The organism is Nocardia ignorata NBRC 108230, assembly GCF_001612905.1.
Lineage (GTDB): Bacteria > Actinomycetota > Actinomycetes > Mycobacteriales > Mycobacteriaceae > Nocardia > Nocardia ignorata.
Genome location: NZ_BDBI01000012.1, coordinates 402,230 through 420,732, shown reverse-complemented (window position 1 = coordinate 420,732; position 18,503 = coordinate 402,230). Strand labels below are relative to the sequence as shown.

The 18,503-nt window shown below is 67.7% G+C and carries 16 protein-coding genes; 7 read left to right on the top strand and 9 right to left on the bottom strand.

Annotated features, from left to right (window positions below):
* Window positions 1-5: 5 nt before the first annotated feature.
* From NI2_RS13040 to cysD, 4 genes are read right to left on the bottom strand one after another with little or no spacing between them, the layout of a single operon-like run.
* Entirely contained in the window at window positions 6-782 is a 777-nt protein-coding gene (locus NI2_RS13040; RefSeq protein WP_067490215.1) for an SDR family oxidoreductase, read from the bottom strand.
* Complete coding sequence (locus tag NI2_RS13035; protein ID WP_067490212.1) at window positions 779-1,993, bottom strand: hypothetical protein; 1,215 nt, start codon at window positions 1,991-1,993, stop codon at window positions 779-781. The genes NI2_RS13040 and NI2_RS13035 overlap by 4 nt, the downstream gene beginning before the upstream one ends.
* Window positions 1,990-3,849 carry an adenylyl-sulfate kinase gene (gene cysC / locus NI2_RS13030; protein WP_067490209.1) on the bottom strand — a complete coding sequence of 620 codons (1,860 nt, stop codon included), beginning with the start codon at window positions 3,847-3,849 and terminating at the stop codon, window positions 1,990-1,992. The genes NI2_RS13035 and cysC overlap by 4 nt, the downstream gene beginning before the upstream one ends.
* Window positions 3,849-4,754, bottom strand: a complete 906-nt coding sequence (gene cysD / locus NI2_RS13025) for a sulfate adenylyltransferase subunit CysD (protein WP_174550314.1) — start codon at window positions 4,752-4,754, stop codon at window positions 3,849-3,851. Before cysD ends, cysC begins: the two co-directional genes overlap by 1 nt.
* Before the next feature lie 69 nt (window positions 4,755-4,823).
* Between cysD and NI2_RS13020 the strand changes: the two genes are divergently transcribed.
* The 3 genes from NI2_RS13020 (at window position 4,824) to NI2_RS13010 (ending at window position 8,187) form a co-directional block, all read left to right on the top strand.
* Window positions 4,824-5,747 carry an IclR family transcriptional regulator gene (locus NI2_RS13020; protein WP_243749994.1) on the top strand — a complete coding sequence of 308 codons (924 nt, stop codon included), beginning with the start codon at window positions 4,824-4,826 and terminating at the stop codon, window positions 5,745-5,747.
* A 644-nt stretch (window positions 5,748-6,391) separates the two neighbouring features.
* Window positions 6,392-7,150, top strand: coding sequence for a DUF8017 domain-containing protein (locus NI2_RS13015; protein WP_067490201.1), 759 nt, complete (start codon window positions 6,392-6,394; stop codon window positions 7,148-7,150).
* Window positions 7,151-7,299: 149 nt separating this feature from the next.
* Complete coding sequence (locus NI2_RS13010) at window positions 7,300-8,187, top strand: DUF5995 family protein (RefSeq protein WP_067490198.1); 888 nt, start codon at window positions 7,300-7,302, stop codon at window positions 8,185-8,187.
* A gap of 58 nt (window positions 8,188-8,245) precedes the next feature.
* Here the strand turns inward: NI2_RS13010 and NI2_RS13005 are convergent, their stop codons facing one another.
* Window positions 8,246-9,970, bottom strand: coding sequence for a GMC oxidoreductase (locus tag NI2_RS13005; protein WP_067490195.1), 1,725 nt, complete (start codon window positions 9,968-9,970; stop codon window positions 8,246-8,248).
* A gap of 101 nt (window positions 9,971-10,071) precedes the next feature.
* On the opposite strand from NI2_RS13005, the gene NI2_RS13000 reads away from it, so the two are divergent.
* The 3 genes from NI2_RS13000 to NI2_RS12990 all read left to right on the top strand — a co-directional run bounded on the left by NI2_RS13000 (window position 10,072) and on the right by NI2_RS12990 (window position 12,644).
* Window positions 10,072-10,839 (top strand): MerR family transcriptional regulator, encoded by a 768-nt coding sequence (locus NI2_RS13000; RefSeq protein ID WP_084476387.1) that lies wholly within the window; start codon window positions 10,072-10,074, stop codon window positions 10,837-10,839.
* Between the two features lie 87 nt (window positions 10,840-10,926).
* A complete protein-coding gene (locus NI2_RS12995; RefSeq protein WP_067490192.1) occupies window positions 10,927-11,517 on the top strand; it encodes a hypothetical protein in 591 nt (196 codons plus the stop codon).
* Between the two features lie 128 nt (window positions 11,518-11,645).
* The gene (locus tag NI2_RS12990) at window positions 11,646-12,644 is read left to right on the top strand and encodes an AurF N-oxygenase family protein (RefSeq protein WP_067490189.1); all 999 of its coding nucleotides are present in this window, start codon (window positions 11,646-11,648) and stop codon (window positions 12,642-12,644) included.
* A gap of 7 nt (window positions 12,645-12,651) precedes the next feature.
* Here NI2_RS12990 and NI2_RS12985 read toward each other — a convergent pair whose 3' ends face one another.
* Window positions 12,652-13,377: a TetR/AcrR family transcriptional regulator gene (locus tag NI2_RS12985; RefSeq protein ID WP_067490186.1), complete on the bottom strand. Its 726-nt coding sequence runs from the start codon at window positions 13,375-13,377 to the stop codon at window positions 12,652-12,654.
* 37 nt (window positions 13,378-13,414) lie between these two features.
* On the bottom strand, window positions 13,415-14,734 hold the full coding sequence (locus NI2_RS12980) for a family 1 glycosylhydrolase (protein WP_067490183.1): 1,320 nt from the start codon (window positions 14,732-14,734) through the stop codon (window positions 13,415-13,417).
* Between the two features lie 274 nt (window positions 14,735-15,008).
* On the opposite strand from NI2_RS12980, the gene NI2_RS12975 reads away from it, so the two are divergent.
* Window positions 15,009-15,491 carry a nitroreductase family deazaflavin-dependent oxidoreductase gene (locus NI2_RS12975; protein ID WP_067490180.1) on the top strand — a complete coding sequence of 161 codons (483 nt, stop codon included), beginning with the start codon at window positions 15,009-15,011 and terminating at the stop codon, window positions 15,489-15,491.
* 48 nt (window positions 15,492-15,539) lie between these two features.
* Here NI2_RS12975 and NI2_RS12970 read toward each other — a convergent pair whose 3' ends face one another.
* Together NI2_RS12970 and NI2_RS12965 are read right to left on the bottom strand one after the other, a co-directional pair.
* Window positions 15,540-16,982: an NCS1 family nucleobase:cation symporter-1 gene (locus NI2_RS12970; RefSeq protein WP_067490177.1), complete on the bottom strand. Its 1,443-nt coding sequence runs from the start codon at window positions 16,980-16,982 to the stop codon at window positions 15,540-15,542.
* Between the two features lie 24 nt (window positions 16,983-17,006).
* Window positions 17,007-18,500 (bottom strand): CoA-acylating methylmalonate-semialdehyde dehydrogenase, encoded by a 1,494-nt coding sequence (locus tag NI2_RS12965; protein ID WP_067490420.1) that lies wholly within the window; start codon window positions 18,498-18,500, stop codon window positions 17,007-17,009.
* Window positions 18,501-18,503 lie beyond the last annotated feature (3 nt).

Below are 18,503 nucleotides of genomic sequence, written 5' to 3'. Positions count from 1 at the left end.
CCTGATCAGTTGTGGTACTCGCCGCAGTTGACGTCGAGGGTCTGGCCGGTGATCGCGTTCGCCCAGTCCGAGGCGAGGAACACGACGGCACGGGCGATCTCGGCCGGCTCGGGCAGCCGCTTCAGATCGGAGCGGGCAGCGGTCTGTTCGTAGACCTGGTCGACGGTGATGCCGTACTTCTCGGCGATCTGGCCGAAGTACCACTTCAACTGGTCGCTCCAGATATAGCCGGGCAGCACACTGTTCACCCGAATGCCTTTGCCGCCCAGTTCGGTGGCGAGGGTCTGCGACATCGCCAGCAGCGCGGCCTTGGTGAGCTTGTAGCTGCCGTAGCGGGGTTCGCTGTGGCGCACCACCGCCGAATTGATCATCACCACGGCGCCGTTGGACTCCGACAGGGCGGGCGTGAACGCCTGCGTCATCCGCAGACCACCGAGCACGGTGAGATCGAGGCTGTCGCGGATCTGGTCGTAGTCGGTGCGTTCGAGCGGCTTCATCGAGGGCACCGAGAAGGCGTTGTTCACCAGTGCGTCGACTCGGCCGAATTTCTCGACCGTGCGCGACACGAGGTCACGCACAGCGTCGTCGTCGGTGATGTCGGTGGGGACGCAGAGTGTTTCGCCGTCGATCTCGGCGGCCACCTCCCGCAACCGTGATTCGGTCCGCGCCGCGAGCACGACTGTGGCGCCCGCCGCCGCCGCTTCCACACAGATCGACCGTCCGAGCCCCGGCCCGACACCGGAGACGACGACGACCTTTCCGTCCAGCAGAGCCCCGCTCATCCCAGCATCCTCTCGGCGAAAGCCCGCTGCCGGGCGGCGATCCGGTCCCGCCACGCGGCGGCGGCGATCCGGTTGTTGTCGTAGTACGGCAGGTGCGCGGCGACATCGGCGACGTCGACGAGTTCCACACCCGGGCCGTCGGCTTCGGTCATCGGCCGGTCGGTGCGCTGCCACCGGAACTGCAGAATGCCCCGCGTGCGGCCGGTGGTCTCGATCCAGTTCGTGATGCCGGGATCGCGGTTGCTCACCACCATGCGGATCATGCCGTCCGGATCCACCTGTGCCTGGGCATGATTGAGGCTCGTCTGATGGTTCACGTAATCCAGTGAGATGTACCAGAGGCTGCCCAGCTGGAACCCCTGATAGGGCGCGTCGGATTTCGGCACCCTGATCACCAGGGCCTGATCGTCGGCGAGGTCGAAATGTCCCACCGAGGAGTACTGGGTGCTGAGACCGCCCGGGGTGAGCCGCGGTGCGGTGAGGGTGTTCACCGGCAGGTCGAGATAGAACCACTTGGGGAAGTTGAACCAGGTGTGCACCCTGGTGAGCAGCATGTTCCCGGCGGCCCGGTAGCGCTTGCGCAACCGGGCCAGATCCGGTTCGTCCGGTGCGGTGCCGACGGTGTCGACCCGTTCGATGCGGATGGAGCCCTTGCGTTCGGTCCAGTCGCTGTAGACCTCGCGGACCGCGAGCATCGAGGCGCCCTCGCCGAGCGGGAGATAGTCCTCGCCCGCATCGGCTTTCGCCGGACCGAACCGGATCGAGAAGCTGCCGTCCGGGGCGATCGGGATCCGCCGGTCGTCGAAGGCATCGGCACCACCGGGCACGTCGGTGGCCGTGTAGTCACCCTTGAGGACCTGGAAACTCAGGTCGACGGTGCTGCCGCGCACCCCGCTCACCACGTACTCGGCGGTCGGCTCGATATTCGCGTGGTAGTAGAGGGTGTCCGGGTTGTCCAGGCCCATCTTGGCGTACGGGCCGGTGGAAGACACGAAGTAGGGGTGCGAGGTGCCGTGGGCACCCGAGAGCCGAAGGCAGGCGGCGATACTGGCGGCCAGATAGTCGTAGCCTTCGGCGCGGTCGGCGTCGCTGCGCACGAATTCCGCACCGGCGATGAGCGTTTCGGCCTGCGCGACAGCGGCGAGGAACGGGGCGGTGAGCGAATCAGGCGGTGCGCCCGTGTCGGCGGTGGTGGTACTCGGTTGGTTCAACGGACTGTGATCCCTAGCTCTCGGAGGATATGGGCGGCGATCTCGGCGGGGGAGCCGAGGTCGGGGGTGATGACCAAGTCGGGTTGCGCGGGCCGCTCGTAGGGAGAGCCGATGCCGGTGAAACCGGGCAGCTCGCCCGCACGGGCCTTGGCGTAGAGGCCCTTCGGGTCGCGGCGTTCGCATTCGGTCAGCGGGGTGTCGACGAACACCTCGTGGAAGGGCAGCTCCCGGTCGGTGTGCACGGTGCGGGCGTGGTCGCGTTGCGCGGCGAACGGGCTGATGACCGACACGACTGCGACGGTTCCGGAGTCGGCGAACAGGGCGGCGACCTCGGCGACCCGGCGCACGTTCTCGTCCCGGTCGGCGGGGGAGAAGCCGAGTCCGGAGTTCAGGCCGTGGCGCAGATTGTCACCGTCGAGTAGGTAGGCGGGGCGCCCGGCTTCGACGAGCAGGCGTTCGAGTTCCACGGCGACGGTCGACTTCCCCGAACCCGACAGGCCGGTCAGCCAGATCGTCGCCCCGAGGTGTGTGCGTTCGGCACGCGTCACCGCCGAGCGATGCCACGTCACCGGACCGGTGCGTGTGCTCGACACCTCGACCGTTTCGCGACCGGTGACCATCCCCGCCGCGACTGTCTCGTCGGTGCGCGGATCGATGAGGATGAAGCTGCCCGTGCGCCGGTTCTCCCGGTACGGATCCGACAGCAGCGGGCGCCGGGCACGCAACCGGACCCGGGCGATGTCGTTGAGCGACAACGCCTCCACCTCCGACACGCGGTGCAGGGTGTTCACGTCGAGCCGGTAGTCGATGGCGACGACCTCGGCCTGCGTGGTCTGCGCGGCTGTGCGGACGAGCAGGCTGTCGCCGGCGCGCAGCCGGGCGGTTTCGGAGAACCAGCACAGCATGGCGTCGAGTTCGGTGCTCTGGTGCGGGGAGTTGCCCGGGCGGGCGAGCAGGTCGCCCCGGCCGATGTCGATGTCGTCGTCGAGGGTCAGCGAGATCGCCATCCCGGTGAACGCCTCCTCGACCTTGGTGCCGCCCGGTCCCCAGATCTCCCGCACATGCGAGGCGTGACCGGCGGGCAGGACCACCACCTCGTCGCCCGGTTTGAAGATGCCGCCCGCCACAGTGCCCGCGTAACTGCGTTGCGCCGATCCCTGCTCGGCGCGGATCACGTACTGGATGGGGAGCCGTGCGTCGATGAGGTTGCGGTCCGAGGCGATGTGCACGTCCTCGAGGTGACGCAGCAGCGGCGGACCCGGATACCAGGCCAGATGCGGTGAACTGTCGACCACGTTGTCGCCGTGCAGGGCCGAGACGGGCACGAAACTGAGGTCTCCGACGGTCAATTTCGCGGCGAACGCGGAGAATTCCTCCTTGATCTCGGTGAAACGCTCCTCCGACCAGTCGACCAGGTCCATCTTGTTCACGCACACCACCAGGTGCGGGACGCCGAGCAGGGTGGCCAGGAAGGCATGACGGCGGGTCTGCTCGCTGACGCCGGTGCGGGCGTCGACCAGGATCAGGGCGAGATCGGCGGTGGACGCCCCGGTTACCATATTGCGCGTGTACTGCACATGTCCCGGAGTGTCGGCGATGACGAACTTGCGGCGCGGGGTGGTCACGTAGCGGTAGGCGACGTCGATGGTGATGCCCTGCTCGCGTTCGGCCCGCAAACCGTCGGTGAGCAGCGCGAGATCGGTGGTGGCACTGCCCCTTTCGGTGCTGAGCCGCTCGATGTTGGCGAGCTGGTCGTCGAACAGGGACTTCGAGTCGTAGAGCAGGCGACCGATGAGGGTGGACTTCCCGTCGTCCACGCTGCCCGCGGTGGCCAGGCGTAACAGGTTGCGGCGCATCAGAAATAGCCCTCTCGCTTGCGGTCTTCCATCCCGGTCTCGGAGATCCGGTCGTCGGCGCGGGTGGCGCCGCGCTCGGTGAGCCGGGTAGCCGCGATCTCCGCGATCACCTGCGTCGGGGTGGTGGCGGTGCTTTCGACACAGCCGGTACACGTGGCATCGCCGACGGTGCGGAAACGCACAGTGGCCTCGAAGGCGCGCTCGCCGGGTGCCTCGGTGACGAAACGGGTCGCGGACAACAGCATTCCGTCGCGCTCGATCACCCGCCTGCGGTGCGCGTAGTACAGCGACGGCAGCTCGACGGCCGCCTGGTCGATGTATTCCCACACGTCGAGCTCGGTCCAGTTCGACAGCGGGAACACCCGGATGTGCTCGCCCGGCTGATGCCTGCCGTTGTAGAGGTTCCACACCTCCGGACGCTGGGCGCGTGGCTCCCACTCGCCGAAACGGTTGCGGAAGCTGAACACCCGTTCCTTGGCGCGTGCCTTCTCCTCGTCGCGGCGTGCGCCACCGAACACGGCGTCGAAGCGGTGCTCGCCGATGGCGCGCAGCAGGGTGGTGGTCTGCAAGGGGTTGCGGGTGCCGCCGGGGCGTTCGACCACGCGGCCCGCGTCGATGTCGTCCTGGACCTTCGCGACGAGCAGGCGGGCGCCGGTGCGCTCGGCGGTGCGGTCGCGGAACGCGAGCACCTCGTCGAAATTGTGGCCGGTGTCCACGTGCAGCAGCGGGAACGGCAGCGGCGCGGGCCAGAACGCGCGCCGCGCCAGATGCAGCAGCACCGCCGAATCCTTCCCGCCGGAGAACAGCAGCACCGGCCGTTCGAAGGTGGCCGCCACCTCGCGCAGGATGTGCACCGCTTCGGCCTCCAGGGCCGCCAGGTGCGTCAACTCGTATCCCGTCTGCACTGTCCACCTTCCCGGCGGGCTCACGCCCGGGGTTGCGCTGTCGAATAATCGACGCTATCGTTCGGTATTGTGACACCGACGATAAGCCGGGCCGAGAGCGCCGGTCAAGAGGAGACGTCGGATCCGGCGTCGGCCGAATCGGATTCGAGCGTTGTCTCGGCCCCGACCCAGCGAGTGGTGAAGGTGCTCGAGCTGCTCTCGCGCCATGCCACCGAGCGGCTCACGCTGGCCCGCATCGTGCGCGAAGCCGGGATCTCCCGCGCCACCGCCCACGCCGTGCTCACCCAGCTCACCGCCGACGGGTGGACCGTGCGCGACGGCGACGGCTGCTACGGCATCGGTCTGCGGCTGCTCACCGTCGCCCGTCGGGCCGAAGCCGCGTTCCCGCTGCGCCGCACCGCCGCTCCGGTCCTGCGCGCGCTGTCGGACCAGGTGTCGGCACCGGTCTTCCTCGCCGAACGCGACGGGGCGAACATCGTGGTCACCGAACTCGTCGGCGACCCGTCGGCGACCTGGATCCGGCCCGGCCGCCGGCTACCGCTCGCCCCACCCGTCTGCCGCGAATTCGTCGCCTGGGCACCGGAATCCGAACAACGCGCCTGGCTCGCCGGCGCCGACCCCACACACCGTGAGCGCCTCGCGCACGTCCTCACCGAGATCCGCGCCCGCGGTTATTCCGTGGAGCGCCTGGTCGACGATTCGACGCCGATGCTGGAAGCCCTTGCGGCCCTGCGTGACACACCGATCACCGCCGCCCTGCGCGCCCAGCTCGGCTCGGTGATCAGCGAACTCATCACGATCGACTACCTGCCCGGCGAGCTCGGGCCCGACAATGCCGTCCTCACCGTCGCCGCCGCCATCCGCGACACCACCGGCACGGTCATCGCCTCGGTAGTGACCTGCCCCGACTCCCGCCTCACCGCCGCCCAGGTCACCGCCCTCGGAGCCGCCACCACCGCCGCCGCCGACCAGATCACGTCGTCCACGCGTTAGTCGCCCGATCGGCCCCACCCTGTCTCTCCGCACGTCGGGACGGGCATGCGCCTAGACCAAGATCACCACGCTCTCATGGCAAAATTTCGGCCGGTATCGCGCCATAGGAGCGTGGTGATCAGCCGTCCATGAGCGGGATGGCAGGTACCTGCAGAGGCACGCGCGGCTCTCGTTGGCGGGGTTGCGCCGTTACGCTGAGCGGGACGCCTGCTCGAGGGAGATCGGCGAGGCGGGTTGTGAGGAAGGACTGGGACGTGGCAGACAACGTCGATCGCTGGTGGGAGTCGGCGGGGGCGCCCGCGGATCCGCCGGACGGTGTGGGTGGGCAGCCGGGTGCGTTCGCGCCGCCGCCGGGCGAGTATCCGGCGTCGTCCGGGTCTACCTCTCAGCCCGCGATTCCGCAACCACCGCACGGGGATCCGACGATCCTCGCTCCACAGGGGCCTGGTCCGTTTCAGCAACCGCACGGCTTGGGGGTCTTCCCTCAATCGAGTGTGCCGCAGGGGTTGGGTGCGTTTCCGCAGCCCGGTACGCCGCAGGGATCGGAGGGCTATCCAGGGGCGCCACAGGGTTATGGGCAGCCGGGTGGATACGGAATTCCCGACTCGCAGCAAGGAATTCCGCAGCAGGGGCTCGGGCCGAGCATGTCTCTGCCGTTTCCGCATCACGGGCAGACCTATGGGTATGCGCCGCAGCCGCCGCGCAAGGGTAATGCCGGTCTGCTGATCGGGATCGGGGCCGTGGTGCTGGTGCTGGCCGTGGTGATCGTGACCGCGGTGGTGATCGGAACCGGTGGCGACGACGAGGCGGCGGTTGCCGCGCCGACGACCACCACGCAGACTGCGCCGCCCACCGGCACCAGCACCGCACCGGTCACGCCGGGTTGGAAGGGTGTGCTGCTCGCTGACGAGCGCGTCGCTTACGACGTGCCGTCGAGTTGGCAGATCGCCTCGGAGTCGGACTCGGTGGTGATCCTCGGTCTGAGCGGTATGTTCGCGGGGACCGGAAAGGCCTCCGAAGGCGAGAACTACTGTCCCGGTTCGGCCTACCGAGGACTGGCGGGGATCGCCCTCAGTACGGAGAACACACTGCCCGAGGCCGCGACCACCGCGGCAAGGATCGCGGCCGAGGGCGGCTACTCCGATTCGACAGGTGGCAAAATCACCGCCCCCACGTCGCTCACCACCAAGAGCGGCTTGGCCGGACAGTTCGCCGAGAGCTCGGGCTCGTGGACACCGGCGCGACCGGGTTGCACCACGACCACGTACTCGGTGTACACCTTCGCCTTCGAGAAGGCGGCGGGTCTGCCGATGGTCATGGCGATCCTGGTCGACCGTGGCACCACCGGCGAGCTGTCCGCCGACGACGCCAAGAAGATGATCGCGAGCATCCGCCTGATCTGACGGCCGCGAACGCTTGGGCTGCCGCAGCCGGCCCGCTACTGAACGGGCCTGCTTGTCAGCAGCTTCCGTGGCACCTGCACGCCTCGGCGAACTTGTCGATCCGGGTGCGTCGCACAGCGGATCGGGGTGGGAGATGGTGGAATCGCAGGATGCGTATCGGGAGTGGAACAGTCGCGGCTGTCGCGGTCGGGATCATGGCTCTGCCCGGGCTGGTCGCGGGACCGGCCGGCGCGGTAACCGATACCGCGTGCGGATCGACCCTGTCGCAGGCCGATATCGGCGAGATGGCCCGGCTCTCGGACACTTCCGAGATAGCGGGTGGCGATACTCTGGCCCGGCTGGAGGACGCCGTCGACAGGCATCACCGGATCACCGAAATCCTCGTCGAGCACCGGGATCTGCGAGGACTGTTCGCGATCGGCCTGGACGGCGTGGAATCCACCGCGGTGATGCCGATGCAACGAGATCCGGCGGCCTTCCTCGACCGCGAATACGCGCACTCCATCAGTCTCGAGCTGCTGCGCCGTTTCCTCGACAATCTGCATGCCGAATTCTCCGGCGGCGTCGTCGAACCGCAGTGGGCGCACTATTTCGCCCTCGCCAAGGACTGCGGCGCCTCGCGGGCGCGCACGGCGATGGCCGGATACAACGCGCACCTGACTGTCGACCTGACGTATTCGGTGGCCGCCGTCGGAAGCCGTCCCGAGCACGCACCGGACTATTTCAAGATCGTCGCAGGCATCGCCTCGGTCGGTGAGGTGATCGTCGATCGGACCAAAGCCGTCTACGGTGCCGACCTCGGGCCGCTGTGGCGGTTCTATTTCGTGGGGGAGGGCCTCGATCAGCTGTTCGGCGCGGGTGTGGCCACCGAACAGATGCTGATCGCCGCCGACCTCGGTGCGAACGTGGTGATCTTCAGCAACGGACTCGCGCTCCAGGACCCCGCGCTGGCGCCCACGATCCGGGCCGAGGTCGCCGCGCTGTGGCAGGCCGCCGATCTGGCGTTCGAGGCGCTGGCGCGCATCAACGCCCTCTGAACGAACCAAGCCCCGGACCTGCGGTGCGAACCGCTTGTCCGGGGCCTTGTTTCGGTCGTCAGCCCGCTGTCTTCTCCGGGTTGCGGATCTCGACGATCGGCAAGACCAACGCGGCGGGCGCACCCGCGGGGACCACCGGCTGCTTGGGTGCGACCGGCTCGATCCGGCGGTATCCCACGCCCTGCTCGGGACGGGTGTCGGCCTCACCCTTGTTGGGCCAGTAGGCGGTTGCACGCTCGGCTTGCGCGGTGATCGTCAGCGACGGGTTCACCCCGAGATTGGCCGAGACGGCCGCACCGTCGACAACGCTGAGCGTCGGGTAGCCGAACACGCGGTGGTAGGCGTCGATCACGCCGTGCTCCGGATCGGCGCCGATCGCCGCACCACCCAGGAAGTGCGCCGTCATCGGCACATTGAACACATCGCCCCAGGTACCGCCCGCGACGCCGCCGATCTTGTCCGCCACCCGGCGCGTCACCTCGTTGCCCGCCGGGATCCACGTCGGATTCGGTTGCCCGTGGCCCTGTTTGGACGTGAGCTTGCGCCCGAACAGCCCGCGCTTGGTGTAGGTGGTGATGGAGTTGTCCAAGTGCTGCATGACCAGCGAGATGATGGTGCGCTCGCTCCAGTTCCGCACGCTCATGAAGCCGAAGAAGGTGAGCGGGTGGGTGATCACCAGCCACAGGAACCGCAGCCACCTCGGCACGCGCCCGCCTCCGTCGACCATCAGGGTCTGCAGCATGCCCATCGAGTTGGAGCCCTTGCCGTAGCGGACCGGTTCGACATGGGTGTCGGGGGTGGGGTGGATCGAGGACGTGATCGCGACACCCTTGGTGAAGTCCTGGCCGGGCGCGAGCGTCTTGGTCGCCGCGCCGACGATGGACTCGGAGTTGGTGCGGGTGAGCAGGCCGAGCCGGTCGGAGATCTTGGGCAGCGCGTCCTCGTCGCGCATCGCGTGCAGCAGCTTCTGGGTGCCGAGCGTGCCCGCGGCGAGCACCACCTGCTTGGCGGTGTAGGTCTTGGGGTCCTTCCGCACCCAGGCGCCGGTGCGCTCGGTGGCGACGTCCCATGTTCCGTCGGGCAGCGGACGCAGCGCCGACACGGTGGTCATCGGAATGACCTGCGCGCCCGCCTTTTCCGCGAGGTAGAGGTAGTTCTTCACCAGCGTGTTCTTGGCGCCGAACTTGCAGCCCACCATGCAGTCACCGCATTCGATGCAGCCCGTGCGCTCGGGGCCCGCCCCGCCGAAGTACGGATCGGCGACTGTCTTGCCCGGCTCACCGAAGAAGACACCGACCGGCGTCTGGACGAAGGTGTCGCCCACGCCCATGTCCTCGGCGACGGCCTTGAAGATCTCGTCGGCGGGCGTCATGTGCGGGTTCTGCACCACGCCGAGCATCTTTTTTGCCCGCTCGTAGTACGGCGTGAGCTCGGCTCGCCAGTCGGTGATGTCGCGCCACTGCGCGTCCTGGAAGAACGGCTCCGGCGGAACGTAGAGGGTGTTGGCGTAGTTCAGCGAACCACCGCCGACACCGGCGCCGCCGAGGATGAGCACGTCGCGCAGCGGGTGGATGCGCTGGATGCCGTAGCAGCCGAGCTTGGGTGCCCACACGAATTTACGCAGGTCCCAGCTGGTTTTCGGCAGTTCGTCGTCGGCGAAGCGGCGGCCCGCCTCCAGCACGCCGACCTTGTAGCCCTTCTCCACCAGTCGCAGCGCGGTGACACTGCCGCCGAATCCGGAACCGACGATCAAGACGTCGAAGTCGGTGGTTCGCTCGGACATAGAAGAGCTCCTCGATGATGTCGACAGTGACGCCGGTAACGCTAACGCCGACAGCCAGCACTGTCAAAGTCTGCCCGGGTCCCGGCCCCTATGCTGGTCGCGTGCCTCGATACACCCGCGCGGAACTCGCCGACGCCAGCGGCGTCGCGGCGCGCACGATCCGCTATTACCACTCGCTCGGCGTCCTGCCCAAGCCAGGGCGCGCAGGCAAGGAAGTGGTGTATTCCGACGAGCACCTGGACCGATTGCGCGACATCGTCGCCATGCAGGGCCGCGGGCTTCGGCTCGACGCCATCCGTGAGGTCTTCGACGCCGAACCGACCAGCGGCGACTGGCGCACGCTGTTCGACCCGCGTTCGGCCCAGGCCGCGCAACGCAGCGCGGAGATCGACGACGCCGAACTCGCCGCCCTGCTCGGCGACCGCGGCTCGGACGTGCTGACCGAACTGATCGCCGTCGGTTATCTGGAGCGCCGCGGCGAACGGTGGTACGTGCCGGACCGCCCGATGCTCAAGGGCGCCCTCGTCCTCTACGACGTCGGTATCGACATCCCGCTCAGCGGCGAACTGCGCACCATGATCCGCTCGCGGATGGCCGCGCTGGCCGACGAGGTGGTCCGCGCGGTCCGCGACGCGTCGGGCGGCTACGCCGGCGAGGACCTCGGTGTCGACCTGACCCGCTTCCGTGAACGGCTGCTCGCCATGGCCTGGGAGGTCGGTGGTACCACGCTGGCCGCCGAGGTGAACCGGGCCGCCGAGGAGGCTGCCGAGGCGCGTCGCGAGACGACGGGCTCACCCCGGTCGGCTGATCGACATGACTTTCCCCACGTGGCGCCGTCGCTACGCCCGAGGGACCGGTCGGTACGGTAGCGAAGGAGGTGATTCCTGCGGTATGTGGGGTGAGAGATGTGTGAACGGCGGGCCCACCGGTACCGCCGCCGAATGGGGGGTGCCCGAGTGAATTCTCGCGAGGAGATCTTGCGCCGCGTCCGCGACGGGCTGCTCGACCTACCCGACGACGCGCGACGGGTGACGGTTCGTCGCTCATCGGGTCGCCCGGCCGACGCCGACCCGGCCGAACGCGCCGCCGTCCTCGCCCGCTTCGTCGAACGGCTGCGCGAGCAGGGCTCGCTGGTGCGCCTGGTCGACACCACGGGTCTGCCCGCCGCTGTGGCCGATGTGCTCTACGGGATGAGCGTGCGCACCGTGCTCGCCGCCGTCGAGCCCGGTCCGGCGTGGCTCGACCATTGGGCCGGTGCGCCGGGTCATGCCGTGGTGCACGGGGCCGGTGCGGCGAGCAATGGCGACGCGGTGGTTCGTGACGCTGTCGCCGGCGACGCCTCGACCGGTTCGCTCGCCCTGGAAGTGGACGGCGGGCCCGCCGTGTCGGAAGACATGCCCCAGGTGTGCGTAGTCCGCGCCGAGCGCGTGTTCAGCTCCCTGCCCGATGCGCTGGACCGTCTCGATCCCCGTCGTCCGCTGATCTGGCGCGGCGGCCCCGCAGATGCGGAACTGGCCCGTCAACTGGTTGTTCTGCTGGTCGAATAGATCATCGAGCTCGATTCGAACGCGCCGCACCCGGGGGTTGTGTGGGACCTCGAGTCTCAGTTACTCTGAGTACGACGATGTGACGGTTGACACTGCCGTGCGCATCGACGCGAACCGAGGAGGCACCGATGACGCTGACCGAATCGAGCCGTGGCGGACTCATCAGCGAGGAATACCGCGATGCCCTGGCGACCCTGTCTCAAGGGTCCGTCGACCGGCATTTCGATCCCTACCTCGACATCGACTGGGATTCGCCGGAGCTGGCTCTCGATCCGAACGACCCGCGCTGGGTGTTGTCGTCCGAATACGATCCGCTCGGTGCCACGCAGTGGTATCGCGAGCAGCCGCTGGAGCGGCAGATCGAGATCGGCAAGTGGCGCACCGCGAACGCGATCAGAGTCGGCGCGGCGTTCGAGAGCATCCTGATCCGCGGGATGATGCAGTACATCATGAAGCTGCCGAACGGCTCACCCGAGTTCCGTTACTGCTTGCACGAGATGACCGAAGAGTGCAACCACATCCAGATGTTCCAGGAACTGGTGAACCGCATCGGTGTGGACGTACCCGGCATGCGCCCCTTGTTCCGGGCACTCTCGCCGTTCATCGGCGTAGCGGGCGGCTACGCGCACACGATCCTGTTCATCGGCATCCTCGGTGGCGAGGAACCGATCGACCACTATCAGAAGGCCATGCTCCGCGCGGGCGCGAACCTGCCACCGATGGTAGTGCGCACCATGGAGATCCACATCGCCGAGGAAGCGCGGCACATCTCCTTCGCCCACGACTTCCTCGCCGCCCACATCGGGCGGATGGGCAAGTTCAACCGCGGCGTGTGTTCGGTGGCGTTCCCGATCGCGATGCGCTGGCTGGCCGGCGAGATCATGGCTCCGCCCCGTTCGTTCGCCAAGCAATTCGACATCCCGCGTGAGGTCATCCGTGAGGCTTTCTGGAAGTCGGAGCACTCGCAGCACGTCCTGGCGGGCTACTTCGCCGACGTGCGGAAGCTGGCCGACGACCTGGGCATGATGAACCCGATCGCCAAGCAGGTGTGGAAGGCGCTCGGCATCGACGGGCCGCTGTCGCGCTACCGCAGCGAGCCGGAGCGGAGTGCGCGCAGGGCGGCGTGAGCCGCCCTCAATCGCCGTTGGTCATCAGTTGGGTGATGACCGTGGTGAGGGGTTGCTCGGCGTCGAGGGTGAGTCCGTGGCGCCGGGCGACGCCGTCGACCACGTGCCAGGCGTAGGAGGCGACCTCCTCGATCAGCTGCTGTCTCGACAGGACCGGGGCGGGGTCGTTGGCCCAGCGGGTGACCGTCGCCTCGGTCATCGAGACGATCGCGAAGGTCATCGCGTCGGCCGAGCCGTCGTCGGCCACGCCCACCACCCCGGCCAGTCCGGTGACCAGCGCGCGGGTCGACGCGGCGAGTGTCGCGATGAGCGAACTCATCGCGTCGACGTCCGGATCGGCCTCCGACGGCCCGGTGCGCAGGAATTCGTGCAGTCGCGGATGCTCGGTGACCCACGTGACGACGGCATCGACCGTGCGAACGAGGATCTGGTGGATGGAGCCGTCGCCGATGTCGAGCGCGTCTTCGATATCGCCGACGAACCGGTCGGTGATATCGCTGCGGATGCGCCGGTCGAGCTCGTCGCGGCCCGCGAACTGCCGGTACACAACGGATTTCGCGAGCCCGGCATGTTCGGCGATCTGGACGATCGGCACCTCGACACCCGGCGGCGCCTGCTCGATCAATTCGATCGCCGCCAGCACGATCCGCTCCCGGCGGCTGTCGTTGTGCGGCTGCCACCGTGCTTGTCTGCCGCTCACGGCGCGGGCTGGTCGTGACGTTGCGCTCGACACCGCCTGAGTGTAAAGCACACGATCCGGTATCGAACTGTTACCGAGGGACTGTCACCGGATCGGTGCAACTCGCCACCCCGTTCACCACCGAGCAGGGCGCAGGCGCTCGCGTCGGGCGATAGTCGTCGCCGACGCCGCCCGCGGCGGTGATCTCCCGATAGGCCGCGACAGCGTCGGTGGGCTTGCGGGTGAGTGCGGGGTCGGTCAGCACGTCGACGGTGTAGAGGCCGAATCGTGGTGTGTAGGAACCCCATTCGTAGTTGTCGGTGAGGCTCCAGTAGTTGTAGCCGAGCAGTGGGATGCCGTCGGCCACGGCCCGCTGCAGCCAGTACACGGTGTCGCGCAGCGAATCGGCGCGGGTGTAGCCGTCGGGGCGTGGCAGCCCGTTCTCGGTGGGCATCCCGTTCTCGACGATGTAGAGCGGACGGCCGGGGAACTTGCGGGCGTAGTGCTCGAGGACGTAGTAGATGCCCTCGGGGTGCAGTGGCATGGTCCAGAGCTTGCCGGGGTCGGGGATGCGCGGTTCGGCGGGGGAGAAGCTGTAGTAGTAGTCGATCCCGATGTAGTCCAGGCGCGCCGAGATGCGTTCCAGCAGTGGGCCGTTCACCGTGTCGTCGACGGCGGGCAGGTGGGCGACGTTGCTGGTGACCATGGCACCCGGCTGCACGGAGTGGATGTACTCGTGGATGCCGTTGTGGGCCTGGGCGATTCGGTCGACCATGGTCGGTGCGTCGGCGGGGGCGAGCCCGCCGAGGCGTAGTTCGTTGGCCAGATACACCATCGGCTCGTTGAACGTCACCCACAGCGGGTCCGTGTGGGCGAACCGGTCGACGATGCTTCGCGCGTTGGTCAGCCAGTCGGCCACGATGCGCGGATCGCGCCAGCCGCCGCGATCCGCTACCCAGCCGGGATAGACCCAGTGATCGAGGGTGAGCATCGGTCGCATGCCCGCCGCGACGATCGCCCCGACGACCTCGTCGTAGAACCGGAGACCTGCCTCGTCCCAGACGCCGGGTCGAGGCTGCACCCGCGCCCACTCGATGCCGATGCGGTACACGCGCACGCCGAGGTCGGCCGCGAGTCCGATATCCGACCGGAACCGCTGGCGGAAGTCGACCGAGTTCAGGTACGGATGCTCGGTGCTGCCGGACTCCGCGTAGCGGCGCCAGTTGCTGTCCGGTGCGTCGCCTTCGGCCTGGAACCCGGAAGCGGCTACGCCCCAGAGGAAGTCGGGGCTCATCGGTGCCAACTGATCAGGTGCCGGTGGACGGGCGGCAGTGGGGGAGGTGCTTCCCGCGAGCGCGGCGAAGACAACGGCGATCGTGGCGAGGATCCTGCGGCGACTGGGGGAGGGCATGGCACTCCTGGCGGCTGGAATGGGAGGGGAGTCCAGTGTGCGGCATCGGCGAGCGGTAGTCCGGGAATTGCGTCAGCGAGGCGAACGACCATTTATAACATTCTGTTACGTAGATATGCGCATCTAACTATATAACCCCATCACCACAGACCTCGAACTCACCTCGGATACATGTGCCCACCGATAAACGACCAGCAAGGACGGGGGAGTGAAATGCCTCTCAAGCACACCCTGTGGGTTCGTTAATCCAGCGCGCTCGAGCCAGGATTCGGGGATGGTGTGGAATCCCTTGCCCCGTGTGGCGCGCGTGTTCGGAGCACAAGCCTGGGTGATGCGGGGGGCGAGTGTCGTGTTGCCCGCCGAGCGGTTGCTTCGCCGGTTCTCCGGTGGGCGTTGGGGTGTCCTGGATCTGGCCGGTCTGCCGTCGATCGAGGTGACCGTGGTCGGCCGCAAGTCAGGTGTACCGCGTACGACCTCGCTGCTGTGTGTGCCCGACGGCGACGGGTTCTTCCTCGTCGGTTCCAACTGGGGCAAGCCCGAGCATCCGGCGTGGTCGGCGAACCTGCGTGCCGCGCGCACGGCATCGGTGCGGTTCAACGGCAGTGCGGCCTTTCCGGTGTCGGTCACGGAGATCACCGGGGTGGAGCGTAAGCGGGTGTGGGATCAGGTCGTGGAGTTCTGGCCTGGCTACGAGATGGAGTATGAGCTCGCCGGCGGGCGCGAGTTCCGGATCTTCCGGCTCGACCGGATCATCTGACGACTGGGCCCCGGCGACAGTCGTTGTCGCCGGGGCACAGCCACGGGTTCAGACCTGCGCGGGTTTGCGGCTCAGGCCGTACATGACGGCCGCACCGAGTGCCGCGCCGACCGGCCACGACAGCGCCGTGACCGAGGCGGAATCGGGAACAAGGGCCACGAAGACGCTGACCGCACCCGCGATGAGCAGCGCGACGAGCGCTCGCGGGTTGAAGCCCCGGGTGTAGAAGTAGGTGCCGTCGGTCGCGCCGGAATAGAGCTCGGGTACCTCGGTGCGCTGCTTGCGAACCAGGTAGTAGTCGACGACCAGGATGCCGAACACCGGCCCCATGAGGGCGCCGACACCGCCGAGGAAGTAGACGATGAAGTCCTGGTTGGCCCACAGCTTCCAGGGCAGCACGACGATCGACAGGACGGCGGTGATGATGCCGCCGGTGCGGAACGAGATGTACTTCGGTGCGGCGTTGGAGATGTCGTAGGCGGGGGAGACGAAGTTCAGCACCACGTTGATGCCGACGGTCGCGATGGCGAACAGCACGGCGGAGATGATGACGATCGCGTCGTTGTCGATGTGGGCGACGAGTTCCACCGGGTCCGACAGCACTTCCCCGTACACCTTCAGAGTGGCCAGGGAGATGATGATCGAGATGACGACGAACGCGGTCTCGTTGAAGGGGATGCCCCAGGCGTTGCCGCGCCGGATGGCCTTCTGGCTGGGTGAGAACCGGGCGAAATCGGCGTAGTTCACCAGCGGTCCGGCCATGAACGCGACCATCAGGAAGGCGACCCCGATGAACGCCGACACCGTCTGTCCACTCGAGAGTGCTTCACCCGCACGGGCATTGAGGTCGATACTCCAGTCGGCCTCGCTCATGATCCACACGGCGAGGGCGATCATACCGATCCACACGACCGGTCCGGCGAAGTCGGAGGCCTTGCGCACGATCTCCATGCCGTAGCTGATGATCATGAGCTGCACGGTCCACAGCACCAGGAACGCGATCCAGCCGAGCGCGGACAGCCCGAGGAAGCTGGGTTTCGTCCACGACTCGAGACCCGGCGACACCCGCAGGATAAGCACGATCACGGCGGTAGAGGCGAGGTAGGTCTGGATGCCGTACCAGAAGATCGCGACGAGCGCGCGGAGCAAGGCCGGAATGTTGGCGCCGAACACGCCGAAGGTGGCGCGGGCGAAGACCGGGAACGGAACCCCGACCTTCTGACCCGCGACACCGACGAGGTTGCTCCCGAGCCACAGCATCAGCACACCGGCGAACAGGGCGAGCATGGTCTGCCAGCCGGTCATGCCGAGGGCGAGCATGCCGACGGCGAAGCCGTAGCTGGCGATGCTGTGGGCCGAGGTCATCCAGAGACAGAACAGGTCCCAGGTGCGCCAGGTCGCCGTCTCCTTGGTAGTGGGCGCCAAGTCGTCGTTGACCAGCTGCGAGTGTCGTCCCGCGCCCTCGGGCGCGTGGACCTGTGTTTCTGTCATCGCATTATCTCTCTACTACTGCTGCTAACTGTGCTGGGGGAACCCGAGGTTGATGCCGCCGTGGCTCGGGTCGAGCCAGCGTGACGTGATCGCCTTCTCCTGGGTGAAGAACGAGAAACCCTGCGGTCCGTAGGCTTTCGCGTCACCGAAGATCGACGCTTTGTGGCCGCCGAAGCTGTGGTAGGCGACGGGCACCGGGATGGGGACGTTGATGCCGATCATGCCGACGGTGACGCGGCGCTGGAATTGCCGTGCGGCTCCACCGTCGTTGGTGAAGATCGCGACCCCGTTGCCGTAGGGGGAGCTGTTGATGAGTTCGATGCCCTCCTCGAAGCCGTTCATCCGGACGACGGAGAGGACCGGGCCGAAGATCTCGTCCTGGTACACGGCGGAGCTGGTCGGGACGTTGTCGATGAGGGTCGGGCCGAGCCAGAACCCTTCGGCCGCACCGTCGATGCTGGTTTCGCGGCCGTCGACGACGATGGTGGCGCCGTCGGTGGCGGCCACATCGAGGTAGCCGGCCACCTTGTCGCGGTGTTCGCGGGTGATGAGCGGTCCCATGTCGCAGCCTCGGCGACCGTCGCCGGTGCGCAGTTCGCTCATGCGTTCGGCGATCTTGGCGACGAGTTCGTCGGCGATGCTGTCGACGGCGAGCAGGGCGCTCACCGCCATGCATCGTTCGCCCGCCGAGCCGAAGCCGGCATTGACGGCGGCGTCGGCGGCGAGGTCGAGGTCGGCGTCGGGCAGCACGAGCATGTGGTTCTTGGCCCCGCCGAGTGCCTGGACTCGTTTGTCGTTGGCGGCGGCGGTCTGATAGACGTAGCGCGCGATCGGGGTGGAGCCGACGAAGGAGATCGCGGCGACGTCCGGATGGACGAGCAGGGCGTCGACGGCTTCCTTGTCGCCGTGGACCACATTGAGAACGCCCGCGGGCAGGCCCGCTTCGGCGGCGAGTTCGGCGAGCCAGTTCGCGGCCGAGGGGTCCTTCTCGCTGGGCTTGAGGACGACGGTGTTGCCCGCGGCGATGGCGATCGGGAAGAACCAGAGCGGAACCATCGCGGGGAAATTGAACGGGCTGATGATTCCGACCACCCCGACCGGTTCGCGCACCGAGTACACGTCGACGTCGGTGGAGACGTTCTGGCTGAATTCGCCTTTGAGCAGTTGTGGCATGGCGAGGGCGAATTCGACGACTTCGAGTCCCCGGGCGATCTCGCCCCCCGCGTCGCTGAGGACCTTGCCGTGTTCGGCGGTGAGGATCTGGGCGAGGTCGTCTTTGCGGGCATTGAGCAGTTCGCGGAAGGTGAGCAGGAACCTGCTGCGGGTGGCGATCGAGCTGTCGCGCCACTGGGGCAGGGCGGCGGCGGCCGCGGCGACGGCGGTGCCGACGTCGGTGGCGGTCGCCATGCGCACCTCACGTTGAGGCGTGCCGAGGGCGGGATCGAAGACCGGTGCGGTGCGGGTGGATTCGCCCGGCCAGGCCTTGCCGTCGATCCAGTGCTCGAGAATCTGTGTCATGGT